16 protein-coding genes are annotated in these 18,633 nt (G+C 71.8%); 11 read left to right on the top strand and 5 right to left on the bottom strand.

The features are described from left to right. The first annotated feature begins 141 nt into the window (after nucleotides 1–141). The 3 genes from ACFY93_RS23180 to ACFY93_RS23170 all read left to right on the top strand — a co-directional run bounded on the left by ACFY93_RS23180 (nucleotide 142) and on the right by ACFY93_RS23170 (nucleotide 3,004). Nucleotides 142–1,602, top strand: coding sequence for an aldehyde dehydrogenase family protein (locus ACFY93_RS23180; protein WP_391362132.1), 1,461 nt, complete (start codon nucleotides 142–144; stop codon nucleotides 1,600–1,602). 121 nt (nucleotides 1,603–1,723) lie between these two features. Next, nucleotides 1,724–2,263 carry a DUF664 domain-containing protein gene (locus ACFY93_RS23175; protein WP_391362129.1) on the top strand — a complete coding sequence of 180 codons (540 nt, stop codon included), beginning with the start codon at nucleotides 1,724–1,726 and terminating at the stop codon, nucleotides 2,261–2,263. Between the two features lie 99 nt (nucleotides 2,264–2,362). Continuing rightward, complete coding sequence (locus ACFY93_RS23170; RefSeq protein ID WP_391362126.1) at nucleotides 2,363–3,004, top strand: helix-turn-helix transcriptional regulator; 642 nt, start codon at nucleotides 2,363–2,365, stop codon at nucleotides 3,002–3,004. 23 nt (nucleotides 3,005–3,027) lie between these two features. Here the strand turns inward: ACFY93_RS23170 and ACFY93_RS23165 are convergent, their stop codons facing one another. Continuing rightward, nucleotides 3,028–4,434 carry a glutamate decarboxylase gene (locus ACFY93_RS23165; RefSeq protein ID WP_391362123.1) on the bottom strand — a complete coding sequence of 469 codons (1,407 nt, stop codon included), beginning with the start codon at nucleotides 4,432–4,434 and terminating at the stop codon, nucleotides 3,028–3,030. A gap of 82 nt (nucleotides 4,435–4,516) precedes the next feature. After that, entirely contained in the window at nucleotides 4,517–5,791 is a 1,275-nt protein-coding gene (locus ACFY93_RS23160) for an ion channel protein (RefSeq protein WP_391362121.1), read from the bottom strand. Between the two features lie 111 nt (nucleotides 5,792–5,902). Between ACFY93_RS23160 and ACFY93_RS23155 the strand changes: the two genes are divergently transcribed. After that, entirely contained in the window at nucleotides 5,903–6,664 is a 762-nt protein-coding gene (locus ACFY93_RS23155; RefSeq protein WP_391362118.1) for a TipAS antibiotic-recognition domain-containing protein, read from the top strand. A gap of 229 nt (nucleotides 6,665–6,893) precedes the next feature. Beyond that, complete coding sequence (locus tag ACFY93_RS23150; protein WP_391362116.1) at nucleotides 6,894–7,595, top strand: VTT domain-containing protein; 702 nt, start codon at nucleotides 6,894–6,896, stop codon at nucleotides 7,593–7,595. 147 nt (nucleotides 7,596–7,742) lie between these two features. On the opposite strand, the gene ACFY93_RS23145 is transcribed toward ACFY93_RS23150, so the two are convergent. Together ACFY93_RS23145 and ACFY93_RS23140 are read right to left on the bottom strand one after the other, a co-directional pair. After that, nucleotides 7,743–9,416 (bottom strand): threonine/serine exporter family protein, encoded by a 1,674-nt coding sequence (locus tag ACFY93_RS23145; protein ID WP_391362114.1) that lies wholly within the window; start codon nucleotides 9,414–9,416, stop codon nucleotides 7,743–7,745. A 167-nt stretch (nucleotides 9,417–9,583) separates the two neighbouring features. Continuing rightward, nucleotides 9,584–10,075, bottom strand: a complete 492-nt coding sequence (locus ACFY93_RS23140; RefSeq protein WP_081218601.1) for an inorganic diphosphatase — start codon at nucleotides 10,073–10,075, stop codon at nucleotides 9,584–9,586. 79 nt (nucleotides 10,076–10,154) lie between these two features. Between ACFY93_RS23140 and dacB the strand changes: the two genes are divergently transcribed. The 6 genes from dacB (at nucleotide 10,155) to folE (ending at nucleotide 18,066) form a co-directional block, all read left to right on the top strand. Then, nucleotides 10,155–11,741, top strand: a complete 1,587-nt coding sequence (dacB, locus tag ACFY93_RS23135) for a D-alanyl-D-alanine carboxypeptidase/D-alanyl-D-alanine-endopeptidase (protein ID WP_391362112.1) — start codon at nucleotides 10,155–10,157, stop codon at nucleotides 11,739–11,741. Nucleotides 11,742–11,833: 92 nt separating this feature from the next. Beyond that, a complete protein-coding gene (locus ACFY93_RS23130; protein ID WP_391362110.1) occupies nucleotides 11,834–12,970 on the top strand; it encodes a zinc-dependent metalloprotease in 1,137 nt (378 codons plus the stop codon). Nucleotides 12,971–13,184: 214 nt separating this feature from the next. Next, nucleotides 13,185–14,417, top strand: coding sequence for a tRNA lysidine(34) synthetase TilS (gene tilS / locus ACFY93_RS23125; protein WP_391362108.1), 1,233 nt, complete (start codon nucleotides 13,185–13,187; stop codon nucleotides 14,415–14,417). A gap of 77 nt (nucleotides 14,418–14,494) precedes the next feature. Further along, complete coding sequence (gene hpt / locus ACFY93_RS23120; RefSeq protein ID WP_391362105.1) at nucleotides 14,495–15,055, top strand: hypoxanthine phosphoribosyltransferase; 561 nt, start codon at nucleotides 14,495–14,497, stop codon at nucleotides 15,053–15,055. A gap of 219 nt (nucleotides 15,056–15,274) precedes the next feature. Beyond that, complete coding sequence (gene ftsH, locus ACFY93_RS23115; RefSeq protein WP_391362308.1) at nucleotides 15,275–17,302, top strand: ATP-dependent zinc metalloprotease FtsH; 2,028 nt, start codon at nucleotides 15,275–15,277, stop codon at nucleotides 17,300–17,302. A 155-nt stretch (nucleotides 17,303–17,457) separates the two neighbouring features. Further along, nucleotides 17,458–18,066 carry a GTP cyclohydrolase I FolE gene (gene folE, locus ACFY93_RS23110; RefSeq protein ID WP_391362102.1) on the top strand — a complete coding sequence of 203 codons (609 nt, stop codon included), beginning with the start codon at nucleotides 17,458–17,460 and terminating at the stop codon, nucleotides 18,064–18,066. A 67-nt stretch (nucleotides 18,067–18,133) separates the two neighbouring features. On the opposite strand, the gene ACFY93_RS23105 is transcribed toward folE, so the two are convergent. Then, nucleotides 18,134–18,622, bottom strand: coding sequence for a DUF3180 family protein (locus tag ACFY93_RS23105; RefSeq protein WP_391362099.1), 489 nt, complete (start codon nucleotides 18,620–18,622; stop codon nucleotides 18,134–18,136). Nucleotides 18,623–18,633 lie beyond the last annotated feature (11 nt).

Here is an 18,633-nt window from a genome sequence, read left to right as displayed (position 1 = left end):
CGAGGCCGCGCCCACCTCTGTGGAGGTGTCGCACAGTCATCCGACTTACCCCCCAACTCCCCTTACGCGACAGTACGATGACCTGCCAACAGGGGTAAGGCAGGACGCCCGCCACAGCGGTGCAGGGGATTGAGGGTTCACATGTCGACGTACTTCACGGAGCTTGCCCAGCAGTACATCGACGGCGAGTGGCGCCCCGGCACCGGCTCCTGGGACATCATCGACTTCAACCCGTACGACGGCGAGAAGCTGGCGTCGATCACGATAGCCACGGTGGACGAGGTCGACCAGGCGTACCGCGCGGCCGGGCGAGCGCAGAAGGAGTGGGCCGAGGCCGGCGCGTACGCGCGCCGCGCCGTCCTCGAGAACGCGCTGCGGATCGTCGAGGACCGCGAGCGGGAGATCGCCGAGGTCATCATCGCCGAACTCGGCGGCACCCACCTCAAGGCGGGCTTCGAACTGCACCTGGCCAAGGAGTTCCTCCGCGAGTCGGTCCGGCTGGCGCTCCGGCCCGAGGGCCGGATCGTCCCCTCGCCCACCGTCGGCAAGGAGAACCGCGAGTACCGCGTCCCGGTCGGTGTCGTCGGGGTGATCAGCCCCTTCAACTTCCCCTTCCTGCTCTCCCTGAAGTCCGTCGCCCCCGCGCTCGCGCTCGGCAACGCCGTGGTCCTCAAGCCGCACCAGGACACCCCCGTCGTCGGCGGCTCCCTCATCGCCAGGATCTTCGAGGAGGCCGGTCTGCCGGGCGGCCTGCTGAACGTCGTGATCACCGACATCGCCGAGATCGGTGACGCGTTCATCGAGCACCCGGTGCCCAAGGTCATCTCCTTCACCGGTTCCGACAAGGTGGGCCGGCACGTCGCCACCGTCTGCGCCTCGCACTTCAAGCGCTCCGTCCTCGAACTCGGCGGCAACAGCGCGCTCGTGGTGCTCGACGACGCGGACGTCGACTACGCGGTGGACGCGGCGGTCTTCAGCCGGTACGTGCACCAGGGCCAGGTCTGCATGGCCGCCAACCGCGTCCTGGTGGACCGTACGGTCGCGGCCGAGTTCACCGAGAAGTTCGTCGCCAAGGTGAAGTCCCTCAAGGCCGGTGACCCGAGCGACCCGTCGACGGTGATCGGCCCGCTCATCAACTCCTCGCAGGCGGACGCGATCACGGGCGCGGTCGACCAGGCGATCGCCGACGGGGCCACGGCCCTGGTGCGCGGAGCCGTCCGCGAGAACCTCGTCGAGCCGGTCGTCCTGACGGACCTGCCGGCCGGCTCCGGCATCCTCCGGCAGGAGATCTTCGGCCCGGTCGCGCTCCTCGTCCCCTTCGACGGCGAGGACGAGGCCGTCCGCCTCGTCAACGACACCCCGTACGGGCTGAGCGGCGCCGTGCACACGGCCGACGTCGAGCGGGGGGTCGCCTTCGCCAAGCGGGTCGACACCGGGATGTTCCACGTCAACGACGGCACCGTGCACGACGAGCCCCTGGTCGCCTTCGGCGGGGAGAAGAACTCCGGGATCGGCCGTCTGAACGGCGAGGCGACGGTCGAGGCGTTCACCACGCAGAAGTGGATCTCGGTGCAGCACGGGCGCAGCGCCTTCCCGTTCTGACCACTCCCGCCGGCCCTTCCCGTCCTTCACACTGCCACGGACCCTTGCGGACAGAAGCTGACCGCAAGGGTCCGTAACGTGATCGGTGTCAGGCAAGAGGACCCGATGAAAGGCGGCCGTCATGGTCACTCACGTTCCCGCAGAGGCCCACGGCGACGAGCGCGGGGCGCTGCTCTCCTTCCTGGAGGGCGAGCGCGGAGGCATCCGCGGGGCCCTGCTCGGCCTGACGGCTCAGCAGGCGGCAAGCCGGCCGAGCGCGAGCGAGCTGTCCCTGGCCGGTCTGCTCAAGCACGTCGCCGAGGTCGAGCAGAGCTGGATCGCGCGGGCCAGGGGCGAGCGGCCCGCCGTCACGCGCGACGAGTCGAACTGGCACGAGTGCTTCGTCCTCGTCGGGGACGAGACGGTGGAGTCGGTGCTGGCCTACTGGGAGAAGGTGGCGGCCGAGACCGAGGCGTTCATCCGCTCGGTTCCCAGCCTCGACGACACGTTCCCGCTGCCCGAGGCGCCCTGGTTCCCGCCGGAGAGCAGGGTCTCGATGCGCTGGGTGATGCTGCGGCTGACCTCGGAGATGGCCCGGCACGCCGGACACGCGGACATCATCCGCGAGTCGCTGGACGGCGCGACCGCCTTCGAACTGGTGGACCGCGAACGGGCGAGCTGAGCCGGTGCCCCCGCCGGGCCCCGCCGCACGACGGGGCGCCGGAGCCGGCGGTCGCCCGGGCCGGCGGGGCGCCGGAGCCGGCGTCCTAATCTGGACCCCATGTCTGCGATCCGTCTCCTCGTGCTCGGCGCCGTCCGCCAACACGGGCGGGCCCACGGCTACCAGGTGCGGGGCGACCTCGAGTACTGGGGCGCCCACGAGTGGTCCAACGCCAAGCCCGGCTCGATCTACCACGCGCTCAAGCAGCTGGCGAGGCAAGGACTGCTGCACGCCCACGAGACCGCGCCGTCCACGGCCGGAGGCCCGCCGCGCACCGAGTACGAGATGACGGACAGCGGCACCGAGGAGTACTTCCGGCTGCTGCGCGAGTCGCTGACGTCGTACGGCCAGAAGCCGGACGTGCTCTCCGCCGCGCTCGGCTTCATGGTCGACCTCGACAGGGCGGAGGCCCTCGCGCTCCTGGGGGAACGGGTGCGCGCGATCGGGGAGTGGCGCCGTTCCGTCACCGAGTACTACACCCCCGAGGGCGGCCCCGGTCAGCTCGGCCACATCGGCGAGATCATGGACTTCTGGGTCCACTCGGCCGACTCGGGCGCGGAGTGGACCCGTGGCCTCATCGCGCGGATCGAGGGCGGGGCCTACACGTTCGCGGGCGAGGGGGAGCCGTTCCTGGGCATCCTCGCCGACGGCGAGCCCAACCCGTACGCCACGGGCACGCCGCACCCGGGGGACCGGGACTGACCCCGCCCGCGACGGCGCCGCCCTCAGTGGTGGAACCCGGTCGCGGCCTCCTTGTCGCGTGTCCAGGGGTGCGGTTGCCGGTGCAGCTCGGGCAGCAGCAGGCGCAGGTCGTCGAGGAAGAGGTCCGCGAGGTCCGAGGAGAACCCGTTGCGGCACACGACCCGCAGGACCGACAGGTCCTCCCGGTGGGCGGGGAAGGTGTACGCGGGCACCAGCCAGCCCCGCTCGCGCATCCGCCGGGACACGTCGAAGACGTCGTACGCGCTCACCTCGGGCGCCGTCGTGAAGGCGAGGACGGGCAGCTCGTCGCCCCGGGTGAGGAGCCGGAAGTCGCCGAGCTCCGCCACCCCGGCGGCGAGTTGGGTCGCCACGTCCCGCGCGGCCTGCTGCACGGCCCGGTAGCCCTCGCGGCCGAGCCGCAGGAACGTGTAGTACTGCGCGACCACCTGCGCGCCGGGCCGGGAGAAGTTGAGCGCGAAGGTCGGCATGTCGCCGCCCAGGTAGTTGACCCGGAAGACGAGCTCCTCGGGGAGTTCGGCGGGCGTGCGCCACAGGGCCCAGCCGACGCCCGGGTAGACGAGCCCGTACTTGTGCCCCGAGGTGTTGATGGACGACACCCTCGGCAGCCGGAAGTCCCAGACCAGGTCCGGGTCGAGGAAGGGGGCGACCATCGCGCCGGACGCGCCGTCGACATGGACCGGGACGTCCAGGCCCGTGCGCTCCCGCAGCCGGTCCAGTTCCGCGCACAGCTCGGCGATCGGCTCGTACGACCCGTCGAAGGTGGAGCCCAGGACGCCGACCACCCCGATGGTGTTCTCGTCGCACAGCTCGGCGGCGGCCCTCGGGTCGAGGTGGAAGCGGTCGCCCTCCATGGGCACCTGGCGGGCCTCGACCTCCCAGAAGGTGCAGAACTTCTCCCAGCAGACCTGGACGTTCACCCCCATCACGAGGTTCGGCCGCGCCCCGGGGCAGCGGTCCGCGTTCCGCTGTGCCCAGCGCCGTTTGAGCGCCATGCCGGCGAGCATGCAGGCCTCGCTCGAACCGGTGGTCGAACAGCCCACGGCCGCCGAGGGGTCCGGGGCGTTCCACAGGTCGGCGAGCATCGCCACGCAGCGCCGCTCCAGCTCGGCGGTGCGCGGGTACTCGTCCTTGTCGATCATGTTCTTGTCCAGGCACTCGCCCATCAGGGTGGCGGCCTGCGGTTCCATCCAGGTGGTGACGAAGGTGGCGAGGTTCAGCCGCGCGTTGCCGTCGAGCATGAGCTCGTCGTGGACCAGCTGGTAGGCGGTCGCGGGCGGCAGCGGTCCGTCCGGGAGCCGGTGCCTGGGCGGCGCCTCGGTCATCTCGCCGACCGGGTCCGCCTGCCCGAAGAAGGGGTTCACGGACATCGGACGCGCGTCGGGCCCCTCCGGGCCTCGGTGCAGCGGCACTTCTCCTCCATACGGTGAGGTGGGCTCGGCGGGGCCGGCGGGCCGGCGTCGCCGCCGGCGCGGTCGCGCCGGCACGGTGCGGTCAGCGGATCGGGGTCCCGTCGTCGTGGAGCTGCATCTGCGGTCTGCCGGTGACGACGAGCCAGGCCGGTATCGAGGCCAGCACGAGCAGCGGCAGCACGTCCGGATCGGACCCCAGGACAGCCGCGGTGAACAGGCTGATCCAGCCCTGCCGCGTGACGGCCAGCAGCACGCCGAGCACCGCGCACACCACGGCGACGGTGGGATGCGCCTGGGGCACCAGCGCGTGCGCGCACAGCCCGAGCGCCGTCCCGGCGAAGACGGCCGGGAAGATCCGGCCGCCGCGGAATCCGCACGAGGCGGCGACCAGCAGCGCGGCCAGCTTCACCACGGCCATCAGGGCGAACCCGCCCGCCGACCAGCCGTCGGGGTCCCGCGCCAGCGTCTTCACCTCGTCCAGCCCCTTGAAGAGCGTCAGGTGGCCGCCGAGGGCGCCCAGCAGACCGAGGACGGCTCCGCCCGTCACCAGCGCCGCCACGGGGTGGCGCAGCCGAGCGAAGGCGCCGTGGACGTACGGGAAGGCGAACACCGCGGCCATCGTGACCGCCGCGGCCACCGAGGCGATCACCAGGGCCGCCAGGAGGTCGGCCCAGTGCGGCCCGGAGAACGCGGGCAGGGAGAGGTCGAAGCTCGGGTGCTCCAGCAGCGTCATGGTCAGCGCGCCCACACTGCCCGCGAGCAGCGGTGGCAGCAGCCGGTCCCACAGCGCGCCCCCCGGCCCCGGGCGGCCGGCGAGGACCTCGGAGAAGACCAGCGCGGCGGCCACCGGGGTGCCGAACAGCGCGCCGATCGTGCCCGCGGCCGCCAGCGCCGTCCACAGGGCCGTGGGGGAGCCGGGTGCCGCCTTGGTGCCCAGCCAGCACGCGAGCGCGATGTTGGCGGCGGTGATCGGGTTCTCGGGGCCCAGGCTCACTCCGCCCGCGAGCGCCAGGAGGGTGGCGAGCAGCAGGCCGGGGAGTACCCCGGGCGGCAGGGGAGGGTCGACCAGTCCCATGGTCGCGGGGTCCGGACCGGCGTGCCCCGGTACCTTCCACACCACCAGGCCCACCGCGGCGCCGGTCACCGTGAGCACGACCATCATCCAGAGCACCGAGTAGCGGCCGACGCCCAGCGCGTCCGGAAGGGTCTCCCACAGCACGTCCTTGAGCCGGTCGGCGAGCAGACTGACGCCCAGCAGGACGAACGAGGTGAGGACACCGACCACCACGGCGGGCAGCATCACCGGCAGCAGACGCCGTACGGGGGACGCGGTCGCCGGGGGCGTCTCGGTGGTCACGAAAGCACCTTAAGCGGGCGAAGGCCGCAAAGCGCTCGTTCGGCGGGCTTGCACCTCACGCCGCGTCAGGGTTCAGCCTGAAGCGCGTACCGACCAGGAAGGAGCGGGGACATGGGCTACTCCGTGGGACAGGTCGCCCGATTCGCCGGGGTCACGGTGCGCACACTGCACCACTACGACGAGATCGGCCTGCTCGTACCCGGCGAGCGCAGCCACGCGGGCCACCGGCGCTACGGCGACGGCGACCTGGACCGGCTGCAGCAGATCCTGTTCTACCGGGAGCTCGGCTTCCCGCTCGACGAGGTCGCCGCCCTGCTCGACGACCCGGACGCGGACCCGCGCGCGCAGCTGCGCCGGCAGCACAGCCTGCTGACCGCCCGGATCGAGAAGCTGCAGAGGATGGCCGCGGCCGTGGAGCACGCCATGGAGGCACGCACGATGGGCATCAACCTCACACCGGAGGAGAAGTTCGAGGTCTTCGGGGGCAAGGACCCGGAGGAGCACGCGGAGGAGGCGGAGCGCCGCTGGGGCGGCACCCAGGAGTACGCCGAGTCGCAGCGCCGGGCCGCCCGCTACACCAAGGAGGACTGGAAGCGCATCCAGGCCGAGGTCGATTCCTGGGGCGAGCGCTACGGCGCCCTCATGGAGGCGGGCGAGCCCCCGGCGGGCGAGCGCGCGATGGACCTGGCCGAGGAGCACCGGCAGCACATCACCACCTGGTACTACACCTGCGCCTACGCGATGCACCGGTGCCTGGGCGAGATGTACGTGGCCGACGAGCGCTTCAAGGAGTACTACGACTCCCTGCGGCCGGGCCTCGCCGAGCACCTGAGGGACGCGATCGCGGCGAACGCGGACCGTCACGGCGCCTGACCGGCTCGTCGGTTCCCGCGCGTGAGGGGCGCCCGCCGTCGCGGGCGCCCCTCACGCGCGGTCCGGTGTCCGCGCGGCCCGGCCCTTCGGGACCCGCGGGTTTGTCGCGGGCCGTGCACAGTGCATCCTGGAGGACCTCGTGGAACCTGGCGTGGACACCTTGCGTTGGTAGCTTTGGTGGACCGAACAGGCCGCCGCGCCTTCCTTCACAACTCAGGAGCCCGGAACCGTGACGACGCTTGCCCTCGGACCAAGCTGGCTGGATCCGGACCACCTGCTCGACTCGTTCGGCATCTGGGGTCTGCTCCTCATCGTCTTCGCGGAGTCGGGCCTGCTCATCGGCTTCTTCCTGCCGGGCGACTCGCTGCTGTTCACCTGCGGCCTGCTGATCGCCTCCGACCAGATGGACTTCCCGCTGTGGGGGGCCGTCGCCCTGATCTGCCTCGCCGCGATCCTCGGCGACCAGGCGGGCTACGTCTTCGGCAAGAAGGTCGGTCCCTCGCTCTTCACCCGCCCGGACTCCCGCCTCTTCAAGCAGGAGAACGTGGTCAAGGCCCACGAGTTCTTCGAGAAGTACGGCCCCAAGTCGCTGGTGCTGGCCCGCTTCGTGCCCATCGTGCGCACGTTCACGCCGATCATCGCCGGCGTCAGCGGGATGAAGTACCGCTCGTTCATCACGTTCAACGTGATCGGCGGCGTCCTGTGGGGCGCGGGCGTCACCCTGCTGGGTTCCTGGCTCGGCAACATCGAGTTCGTGCACAAGAACATCGAGGCGATCCTGATCCTGATCGTCCTCGTCTCGGTGGTCCCGATCGCCATCGAGTTCCTGCGGGCGCGCGGCAAGGCGAAGAAGGCGGCGGCCGCGGCCCCGCCCGCCGACGACGCGTCCCAGGTCCCGCCGGGCCAGCGCGGCCGCCACGCCAAGCGTTAGGGTCCCGCCCCGGCCCGTGTCCTTCCCGCCTCCCGTGCCGCCCTCCGCTTCGTGAGGGCCGCGCGGGGGGCCGTCCGCGTGCCCGGCCCCGTGCCCGGGCGCCGCCCCGCGTCCGGACGCCGCCCCGGGCGCCTGAGACGCCGCGGGTCAGAAGCCGCGGGTCCGCTTGGCCGCGCGGCGGCCCGCCGCGCTCTCGCCGCCCGGCACTCGCAGGAAGAGCCGGAAGATCTCCGACCCGAGGTTCACGCCGATGGCGATGGCCATCGCCAGGGTCGCCGCCCGGGTCAGCGACGCCAGGCCCCGGTCGACGTCGTTCTGGGCGAAGGCCAGCAGCCCGAAGTACGTGGCCGAACCGGGCAGCAGCGGGCCGATCGCGGCCGTCGTGTACGGCAGCGCGGACGCGAACTGGTAGCGGGACAGCATCTGCCCGAACAGGCCCACGAGGCCCGCCGCGACCGCCGTGGACGCCACCGTCGAGATGTCCCCGGCGTAGTGCATGGCCCCGTAGACGACCCAGGCGACCCCGCCGTTGAGGGTCACCATCAGGACGGTGGACCGCTCCTGCTGCAGCAGGACGGCGAAGGTGAGCGACAGCAGCATCGACGCGGTGATCTGCCACACCGGCCGCTCGGCACTGCTCAGGGCCGCCTCCGGATTGAGCTCGGCGCCCAGCTTCACCCCGAAGTAGAGGACCACCAGGACACCGGTGACGATGCCCACGAAGAAGTACATGACCTCCAGCAGCCGCGCCGACGCCGTGATGTAGAAGCCGGTCAGCCCGTCCTGCACGCCCGCGACGAGCGCCCGCCCCGGCAGCAGGGCGAAGAGACCGCCGGTGATCACCGCGGACGCCTTCACGTCGACGTGCGTCACCGTGAGCGCCACCCCGATCGCCGCCGGGGGCATGGCGGCCACCATGAACTGGTAGAACTCCGGCAGTCCGCGTCCGGCGCACAGCCACGCCAGCCGGTCGCCCAGCATCGCGCCGAGCGCGGCGGCGACGAACACGGCGACCCCGCCGCCGACCAGCACCGAGGCCGCCCCGGCGAGCAGGCCGCTCGCCGAGGTCAGCGCCCAGCCGGGGTACGGGTGCCGGTTGCGGCGTATCTCGGCGAGGCGCCCGTAGGCCTCCTCCAGGGAGATCGAGGTCTCCTCGTCGCTGAGGTCGTCGACGAGCTGGAAGACGGCCGCGAGCCGGGTGTAGTCGGTGCCCCGGCGCCGTACCGTCCTGGACGCCGTCACCGGGTCGTCCACCAGCGAGGGCTGGTACGAGATCGACAGGAGGGTGAAGGTGACGTTCGGCTCGCAGCGGTCGAGCCCGTAGGAGCGGCAGACGGCGAACATCGCCGCCTCCACGTCCTCGGCGTTCTCACCGCCCGCCAGCAGCAGCTCGCCGATACGCAGGGTCAGGTCCAGGACGCGGGGCACGGCCGGCCCGGCCTCGTCCTCCTTGTGCGCGGGCTCCGGTGCCGGACGCTCGGTGACCGGCATCCGCAGCATCGCGCGCATCCGGTCCTGCCAGGGCACGTCCTTGGTCAGCCGGACCAGGGGGACGCCGGCCGGCGGGGTGAAGGCGGGCGGCGCGCTGCGCGCGTCGTAGGTGCGCGGGACGCTGAACGCCGAGCCCTCCGCCTCGGCGGCGGGCGGCTGCGGGGTGCCCAGCCCCCTGGGGATGGCGAACTCGGACGTGGTGGACGACTCGTCCTCCGCCACGGGAGCCTGCTGGACCACGCCCGGCGGCTGAGCGAAGGCACTCCTCGCCTCGTCCGACTGCGGTTTACGGTCGTCCGCCTCGGGGTCCGCCACCAGTTCCTGCCTCACCTGTCGCGCGCGCCTTGCTCGTACGCACGTACCCCTCGCGTGCGCACTCATCTCCTCCGTACGCCCACGTGCCTTCCGTGAGCCTCCGTATGCCTCAGTATGCGCACGGACACGCGAACGGGCCGCGCGACCCGGTGAGGATCACGCGGCCCGGCCGGGCGGGGGCGTCAGTGGCCGCCGGACTCCTTGAAGCGCTTGTAGGAACGCTCGATCTCGGCCTCGGCGTCGGTGCGGCCCACCCAGTCGGCGCCCTCGACGGACTTGCCGGGCTCCAGGTCCTTGTAGACCTCGAAGAAGTGCTGGATCTCCAGGCGGTCGAACTCCGACACGTGGTGGATGTCGCGCAGGTGCTCCACGCGCGGGTCGTGCGCCGGGACGCAGAGCAGCTTGTCGTCGCCGCCCGCCTCGTCCGTCATACGGAACATGCCGATGGTGCGGCACTGGATGAGGCAGCCGGGGAAGGTCGGCTCGTCCAGGATGACCAGCGCGTCCAGCGGGTCGCCGTCCTCGCCGAGGGTGTTCTCGACGAAGCCGTAGTCGGCCGGGTAGCTGGTCGAGGTGAAGAGCCGACGGTCCAGACGGATCCGACCGGTCTCGTGGTCCACCTCGTACTTGTTCCGTGAACCCTTCGGAATCTCGATCGTGACGTCGAACTCCACCGGTGGCTCCTCCATGATCAACACATAGTTCTGGTGGTTAAGTGTCCCTCACGCAGGTGTGTGATCGCGAAAGGGGCTGGTGGTCGTGCCAGAGCTGAGGGCTTGGCGGGCCGCGAGACCGCACGTGGTGCGGGTCGCGGAAGCGGTGGGACCGCGCCTGGCGCGGATCACGCGCACCGTGACGCCGCGTCTCGCGCGGGCCGCGAAGCCGAAGACCTGGCAGCTCACGGCCGGTGCCGCCACGGTGGGCCTGGCCCTCGCGGCCGGGGTGGTGACCGCGGCCGGTCCGTGGGACTCCTCCGGCCAGCGTACGGCTGAGCGCGACCGGGCCGCCTCCTGGGACGGCGAGGGTGGCGCAGATCACGGCCGCGCGCCCGGTACGTCCGCAAAGGCGCCCCGCCCCGCGCCCAGCGCCGCGGCCGTGCTGGCCGGGCTCGGTCCCTCCACCGGCGCCGGTCCGGACGGCACGGGCAACGGTCCCGCCGCCTCCGGCGGCGCCCTCGCCGGCGTACTGGACCCGCTCCTGGACGACCCGGCGCTCGGTGTCCGGCGCACGGGCGTCGTCGTGGACGTCGCGACCGGCGAGCGCCTGTACGGCAGGAACGTGGGCGACGCCCTGATCCCGGCCTCCACCACGAAGATCGCCACCGCCGTCGCGGCGCTCTCGACGGCCGGCCCCGACCACCGCATCACCACCCGCGTGGTCCTGGAACCCGGCACCGAGGAGGTCGTGCTCGTCGGCGGCGGCGACCCGACGCTCACTGCCCGCGCGAAGGCCGACGGGTACGCGAGCCTGCGGGAGCTGGCCGACGACACGGCCAGGGCCCTGAAGAAACGTCACTTGGGCAAGGTGACGCTCTCCTATGACACCTCGCTGTACACCGGCCCCGCCCAGCACCCCATCGGCGTCAACGGCAACCTCGCACCGGTCACCGCCCTGATGGCCGACGAGGGCCGCCTGGACGACTCCGGAAAGGGCCCGGCGCCCCGCGCGGCCGACCCCGCCCAGGACGCCGCCCGCACCTTCGCGGACCTCCTGCACGACAGGGGTGTCGAGACCGGCGCCCCCGGCGTCTCCCGGGCGGGCGAGCGCGCGAAGCCGCTCGCCTCCGTCAGCTCCCCGCCCCTGTCCGCGCTGGTCGAGCGGATGCTGACCAACAGCGACAACGACATCGCGGAGGCGATGGCCCGCCAGGCGGCGCTCGCCTCCGGCGGACCGGCGAGCTTCGAGGGCGGCGCCCTTGCGATCCGCTCCGCGCTGAAGAAGCTCCGGCTGCCGGTCGAGGGGGCCGTGTTCGCGGACGGCAGCGGGCTGAACCGGGACGACCGGCTCACCGCCGGCCTGCTCACCGCGCTGCTGGCCGAGGCGGGCGACCCCCGACACGCCGAACTGCGGCCGGTGCTGACCGGCCTCCCGGTGGCGGGCTTCAGCGGCACCCTCAGCCACCGCTACACCGACGACGTCCTCGGCACCGGCGTCGTACGGGCCAAGACCGGCACCCTGACCGGCGTGAACACCCTCGCCGGCACGGTCGTCGACGCCGACGGACGGCTGCTGGCCTTCGCCTTCCTCACCTCCGACACCGAGCACCCGCCGAACCCGCAGGCCGCCCAGGCCGTCCTGGACCGCACGGCCACCGCCCTCGCGAAGTGCGGGTGCGGATGACAGCCGTATCCCTGGCACCACCGGCCCCACGGCCCGCCACCGGCCGTGCTCATCCCCCACCGCTCCCGCGTGTGCTCACGTACGGTTGACGCATGACGAGCATCGGTGGTGCCGAGATGGTCGACTGGAATCTCGCGGTCGCGACCGCGACCCGGCTCGTACGGCCGGGCCCCGAGGTGAGCGGTGACGAGGCGCGGGCCGTCGTCGCGGAGCTGCGCAGGCACGCGAAGGCCTCCGAGGAACACGTCCGGGGATTCACCCGGCTGGGCGAGGACGGCGCCCACGACACCCCCGTCCTCGTCGTGGACCGCCCCGGCTGGGTGCGGGCCAACGTCGCCGGCTTCCGGGAGATCCTCAAGCCGCTGCTGGACAAGATGCAGGAACGGCGCGGCTCCACCACGGGCGGCGCGGTGCTCGGCGCGGTCGGCGGCAAGGTCACCGGCGTGGAGCTGGGCATGCTGCTGTCCTTCCTCTCGTCCCGCGTCCTCGGACAGTACGAGACCTTCGCCCCGGCCACCAGCGACCTCCCCGCCGGCGACTCCCCGGGCGGGAGGCGCGGCGGCAGGCTCCTGCTGGTCGCGCCGAACATCGTGCACGTCGAGCGGGAACTGGACGTGGAGCCCCACGACTTCCGCCTCTGGGTCTGTCTGCACGAGGAGACCCACCGCACCCAGTTCACGGCGGTGCCCTGGCTGCGCGACCACCTCGAGGGCGAAATCCAGTCGTTCCTGGGCGAGACCGAGGTCGACCCCATGACCGTCCTGGAGCGGATCAGGGAAGCCGCCCAGTCGCTGGCGGGCGGCAGGCCCGAGGGCGAGGAGGACGACGGCGGGCGTTCCCTCGTCGAACTCGTGCAGACGCCCGCCCAGCGCGAGATCCTCGGACGCCTCACGGCCGTCATGTCACTGCTCGAGGGCCACGCGGACTTCGTGATGGACGGTGTCGGGCCGGACGTCGTGCCGTCCGTGGGCGAGATCCGCGAGAAGTTCCAGCAACGCCGCGCCAAGGGTGCCTCCCGGCTCGACCTCGCGCTGCGCAAGCTGCTCGGCCTCGACGCCAAGCTGCGCCAGTACCGCGACGGGGAGCGGTTCGTCCGCGCGGTCGTCGAGGAGGTGGGCATGGACGGGTTCAACCGTGTGTGGACCTCGCCGAACACACTGCCGACCAAGGCCGAGATCTCCCGGCCCGGTGACTGGATCACGCGCGTGCACCGCAGGACGGACTCCTGAGCCGGGTGGGAAAGGCGTGAAACGTGGTGCGGAGAGCCCGTGAGCCGAATCCGGCCGACGGCAGGCGAACGCCCCTCCAATCACCCGTCCGAGGGACCGTGAGCCACGGGTAGGCGTGCAATGCTCGGGGAACGGCCCGCTTCTGTCACCATCTACACACTCTGAGTGACCGACTCTGGCTCACCCCCCGAAAACTTCATGAAGGGAACCGGACATGGGTCCCCATCCTGCGGTCGCGGCGATACGCCTGGCGGTTCGCCGCGTACTCCACGACATCCTCGCCGAGCACGCGCCCGCCCGCGCCACCGGGCGCACGCCCGCCCGCGCCCCCGGACGCGTCCCCGCCCCGGGCGGCGGACGGCCCTCCGTCGGCGGCGCCGGGTATCCGCCCGCCCCCGCCCGGGAGAGCGCACACGCCTTCGCGCCCGGCTCCGCCGCCACCGCCCGGGGCGAGGGACGGGCAGCCGTCCCCGCCGCCGCTCCCGAGCGGTCGCCGCTCGAACCGCCGGGGCGGTCCGGGCAGCCGGTGCCGCCCGCGCCGGTCGTGCTCGTCGCCTGCTCGGGCGGCGCCGACTCCATGGCGCTCGCCTCCGCGCTCGCCTTCGAAGCCCCCAAACTCGGCATCCGGGCCGGCGGCATCACCGTGGACCACGGCCTGCAGGACGGCTCGGGACCGCGCGCGGACGAGGTCGTCGAGCGGCTGCGCGAGCTCGGCCTCGACCCCGTCGAGTCCGTCGCCGTCGCCGTCGGCCGGGAGGGCGGCCCCGAGGCCGCCGCCCGCGACGCCCGGTACGCGGCCCTGGACGCCGCCCTGGAGCGCCACTCGGCCACCGCGGTCCTGCTCGGCCACACCCGCGACGACCAGGCCGAGACCGTCCTGCTGGGCCTCGCCCGCGGCTCCGGCATCCGCTCCCTGTCCGGGATGGCCGCGGTCTCGGGGGCCGGCGGCCGCTACCGGCGTCCCTTCCTGCACCTCGACCGGCAGACCGCCCGCAAGGCCTGCATGGTCCAGTCGCTGCCCGTCTGGGACGACCCGCACAACGCCGACCCCGCCTACACCCGCTCCCGGCTGCGCCACGAGGGCCTGCCCGCCCTGGAGAAGGCGCTCGGCAAGGGCGTCGTCGAGGCGCTCGCGCGTACCGCCCAGCTCTCCCGCGACGACGCCGACGCCCTCGACGCCTGGGCCGGGCAGGCGGAGGCCTCCGTACGGGACGCCGCGGGCCTCCTGGAGTGCGCCAAGCTGCGCACCCTGCCGCCCGCCGTGCGCCGCCGGATCCTGCGCCGCGCCGCCATCGACGCGGGTGCCCCGGCCGGTTCGCTGTTCGCCCGGCACATCGAGGAGGTCGACCGGCTGATCACCGGCTGGCGCGGCCAGGGGGCCATCAATCTCCCCGGCCGGGTCGTGGCCCGGCGGCAGGGTGGCAGACTGGTTATCCGGCAAGGCTGAAACCGGACCCTCCCGCCGCCCCGTTCACACGGGCCGCGCTCGGTCCGAACGGCCGGTGGGACGGACGACCGAAAGTGATGCGGGTGGACGCGAAAGACATGGGCACCGACCTCAAGTCGGTGCTCATCACCAAGGAAGAGATCGACGCGAAGCTGGCGGAGCTGGCCGCGAAGATCGACGCGGAGTACGCGGGCAAGGACCTGCTCATCGTCGGTGTCCTCAAGGGCGCCGTGATGGTCATGGCGGACCTGGCGCGCGCGCTGTCCACCCCGGTCACCATGGACTGGATGGCCGTGTCGTCGTACGGCGCGGGCACCCAGTCCTCCGGCGTGGTGCGGATCCTCAAGGACCTCGACACCGACATCAAGGGCAAGCACGTCCTGATCGTCGAGGACATCATCGACTCCGGGCTCACGCTGTCCTGGCTGATCTCCAACCTCGGCTCGCGCGAGCCCGCCTCGCTGAAGGTGTGCACGCTGCTGCGCAAGCCGGAGGCGGCGAAGGTCGCGATCGACGTCGAGTGGGTCGGCTTCGACATCGCGAACGAGTTCGTCATCGGATACGGCCTCGACTACGCCGAGAAGTACCGCAACCTGCCCTTCGTCGGTACGCTCGCGCCCCACGTCTACGGCGGCTGACGGCCGCGGGACCCCGGGTGTCCGACGTCATGGGAACGTCATGGGGCGTTCCGGGAACCCCCGTGGGCTCCGCGCCGTTGGAGCATGCGTAGACGGGATTGCCAGCCGTCCCCTGCGGCTTCGGGTGACAATGCTGGGGTACCGTCCGAGGAACAGTCTTTAAAAGTCTTTATCAAACTCACTATGGCAGGAGGGACGGGGCGGCACCGCTCCGTATGGATGGACGTGAAGCGATACTTCCGTGGGCCGGTCATGTGGATCGTGCTGGCCGTCCTTGCCGTGGTCGTGTTGATGCAGGTCGTCGGTTCGTCCGGCGGCTACAAGACAGTGGACACCGGCCAGGTCGTCCAGGCGATCAATGACAACAAGGTCGAGTCGGCCAAGATCACCACCGGCGACGAGCAGGTCATCAAGGTCCAGCTCAAGGACGGCCAAGAGGTCGAGGACAGCTCGAAGATCCAGGCGAGCTACATCGGCGACCAGGGCGTCGCCCTCGCCAGCACTCTCCAGGACAAGTTCCAGAACAAGCAGATCCCGGACGGCTACACGGTCTCGCCGTCCAAGCAGAACGCCTTCGTCGGCATCCTGCTGTCCCTGCTGCCCTTCGTCCTCATCGTCGTCGTGTTCCTGTTCCTGATGAACCAGATGCAGGGCGGCGGCTCCCGGGTCATGAACTTCGGGAAGTCCAAGGCGAAGCTCATCACCAAGGACACCCCGAAGACGACGTTCTCGGACGTCGCGGGATCGGACGAGGCGGTCGAGGAGCTCCAGGAGATCAAGGAGTTCCTCCAGGAGCCGGCGAAGTTCCAGGCCGTCGGCGCCAAGATCCCCAAGGGTGTGCTGCTGTACGGCCCGCCCGGTACGGGCAAGACGCTGCTCGCGCGTGCCGTCGCGGGCGAGGCGGGCGTTCCGTTCTACTCGATCTCCGGTTCCGACTTCGTCGAGATGTTCGTCGGTGTCGGTGCCTCCCGGGTCCGCGACCTGTTCGAGCAGGCCAAGGCGAACGCTCCGGCGATCGTCTTCGTCGACGAGATCGACGCGGTCGGCAGGCACCGCGGCGCCGGTCTCGGCGGTGGGCACGACGAGCGCGAGCAGACGCTGAACCAGCTGCTCGTCGAGATGGACGGCTTCGACGTGAAGGGCGGCGTCATCCTGATCGCCGCCACCAACCGGCCCGACATCCTCGACCCGGCCCTCCTGCGCCCCGGCCGCTTCGACCGCCAGATCGCGGTCGACCGCCCGGACATGCAGGGCCGTCTGGAGATCCTCAAGGTCCACCAGAAGGGCAAGCCGGTCGCCCCGGACGTCGACCTGTCGGCCGTCGCGCGGCGCACCCCGGGCTTCACCGGCGCGGACCTGAGCAACGTCCTCAACGAGGCCGCGCTGCTCACCGCCCGCAGTGACCTGAAGCTGATCGACAACTCCATGCTGGACGAGGCGATCGACCGTGTGGTCGCGGGCCCGCAGAAGCGGACCCGGATCATGTCGGACAAGGAGAAGAAGATCACCGCGTACCACGAGGGCGGTCACGCCCTGGTCGCGGCGGCCTCCCCGAACTCCGACCCGGTGCACAAGATCACGATCCTCTCCAGAGGCCGTGCTCTCGGCTACACGATGGTCCTGCCGGACGAGGACAAGTACTCCACCACGCGCAACGAGATGCTGGACCAGCTCGCGTACATGCTGGGCGGCCGCGCGGCCGAGGAGCTCGTCTTCCACGACCCGACCACCGGTGCGGCGAACGACATCGAGAAGGCCACCACCACGGCCCGCGCGATGGTCACGCAGTACGGCATGACGGAGCGTCTCGGCGCGATCAAGTTCGGTGGCGACAACACCGAGCCGTTCCTCGGCCGGGAGATGGGTCACCAGCGCGACTACTCGGAAGAGGTCGCCGCGCTCGTCGACGAAGAGGTCAAGAAGCTCATCGAGACCGCGCACAACGAGGCGTGGGAGATCCTGGTCGAGAACCGCGACGTCCTGGACAACCTGGTCCTCGCGCTGCTCGAGAAGGAGACGCTGAACAAGGAGCAGATCGCCGAGATCTTCGCCCCGATCGTGAAGCGTCCGGCCCGCCCCGCGTGGACCGGTTCCTCCCGGCGCACCCCGTCGACCCGTCCTCCGGTGCTCTCCCCCAAGGAGCTGTCCCTGACGAACGGGGCGAACGGCGCGTCGGCGTCGATCGCGGGCGTGACCGAGTCGCGTCAGACGACGGACGCGGTCCCCGAGGAGCGTCCCGAGAGCTGACGGCTCCCGGCCGGTCTGTGGCCCCAGGCCCGGCTCCGGCCCCGGAATGAACGCCGCGCCCCCCGAGGTTCTAGCCTTGGGGGGCGCGGCATTTTCGTATGCCCGTACGGGCGAGGTGTGATCCGTACGGGTGAGGCACAGGAACGAGGCATCAGATGACCGACCCGATGACGCTGGACGGCGAAGCCGTCGTCGGCGGCGAGTTCGACGAGAAGCGCGCCGAGAACGCCGTGCGCGAGCTGCTCATCGCGGTCGGTGAGGACCCGGACCGCGAGGGCCTGAGGGAGACGCCGGCGCGGGTGGCGCGGGCGTACCGCGAGATATTCGCCGGCCTGTGGCAGAAGCCCGAGGACGTCCTGACGACGACGTTCGACCTGGGACACGACGAGATGGTCCTGGTGAAGGACATCGAGGTGCAGAGCTCCTGCGAGCACCACCTCGTGCCGTTCGTCGGCGTCGCCCACGTCGGCTACATCCCCTCCGCCGACGGCAAGATCACGGGGCTGTCGAAGCTGGCCCGGCTCGTGGACGTCTACGCCCGCCGTCCCCAGGTGCAGGAGCGGCTGACGACGCAGATCGCGGACTCGCTGATGGAGATCCTGGAGCCGCGCGGGGTGATCGTCGTCATCGAGTGCGAGCACATGTGCATGACCATGCGCGGGGTGCGCAAGCCCGGCGCCAAGACCATCACGTCGGCGGTGCGCGGGCAGCTGCGGGACCCGGCCACGCGCAACGAGGCGATGAGCCTGATCATGGCCCGCTGAGCCCGGACGGCCGGTGACGGAGGCGGGGGGCGGACGACCGGGTCGTCCGCCCCCCGCCTTTGTCGTGTCACGGCCCCGCGGGGGCCGTCCCGCCGTTCTCGTCGTCGTCCTCCGGGAGCTTGCAGACGCGCTCCAGGAAGAGGGCGGCCGCTATGACGCCGATGCCCGCGACGACGCACAGGCCCGCGTAGACGGCCTGGTCACGGCGGGCCGGGATGTCGAGAAACTCCAGCAGGAAGGCGCCCGTGCCGCCGTACATCCCGGAGACCAGGGCGGCGACGAGGGCGCTGGCCTGACCGAAGACGACGGCGCGGGCCGCCATCATCGGGTCGACGCCCTTGGCCTCCGGCCGGCGCTCGCGCTGGGCCTTGAGGCGGGCGCGCAGCGAGAGCGCCGTGGCCAGCAGGACCACGGCGATCAGGGCCAGCACGATCGGGGCGGCCAGGGGGACCCGGGGGAGCGTGCCCACCGCGTTCCACAGGCGGGCGCCCGCCCAGGACAGGACGCCGGCCACCACGAACACGGCGGCCAGCACCCTGATGCGCAGCTGTTTCACTCGAATCCCCT

The organism is Streptomyces sp. NPDC008313, from assembly GCF_042956125.1.
Classification (GTDB): domain Bacteria; phylum Actinomycetota; class Actinomycetes; order Streptomycetales; family Streptomycetaceae; genus Streptomyces.
Note: the sequence above shows the minus strand (reverse complement) of the source record. Positions and strands in the feature narration are given on the sequence as shown.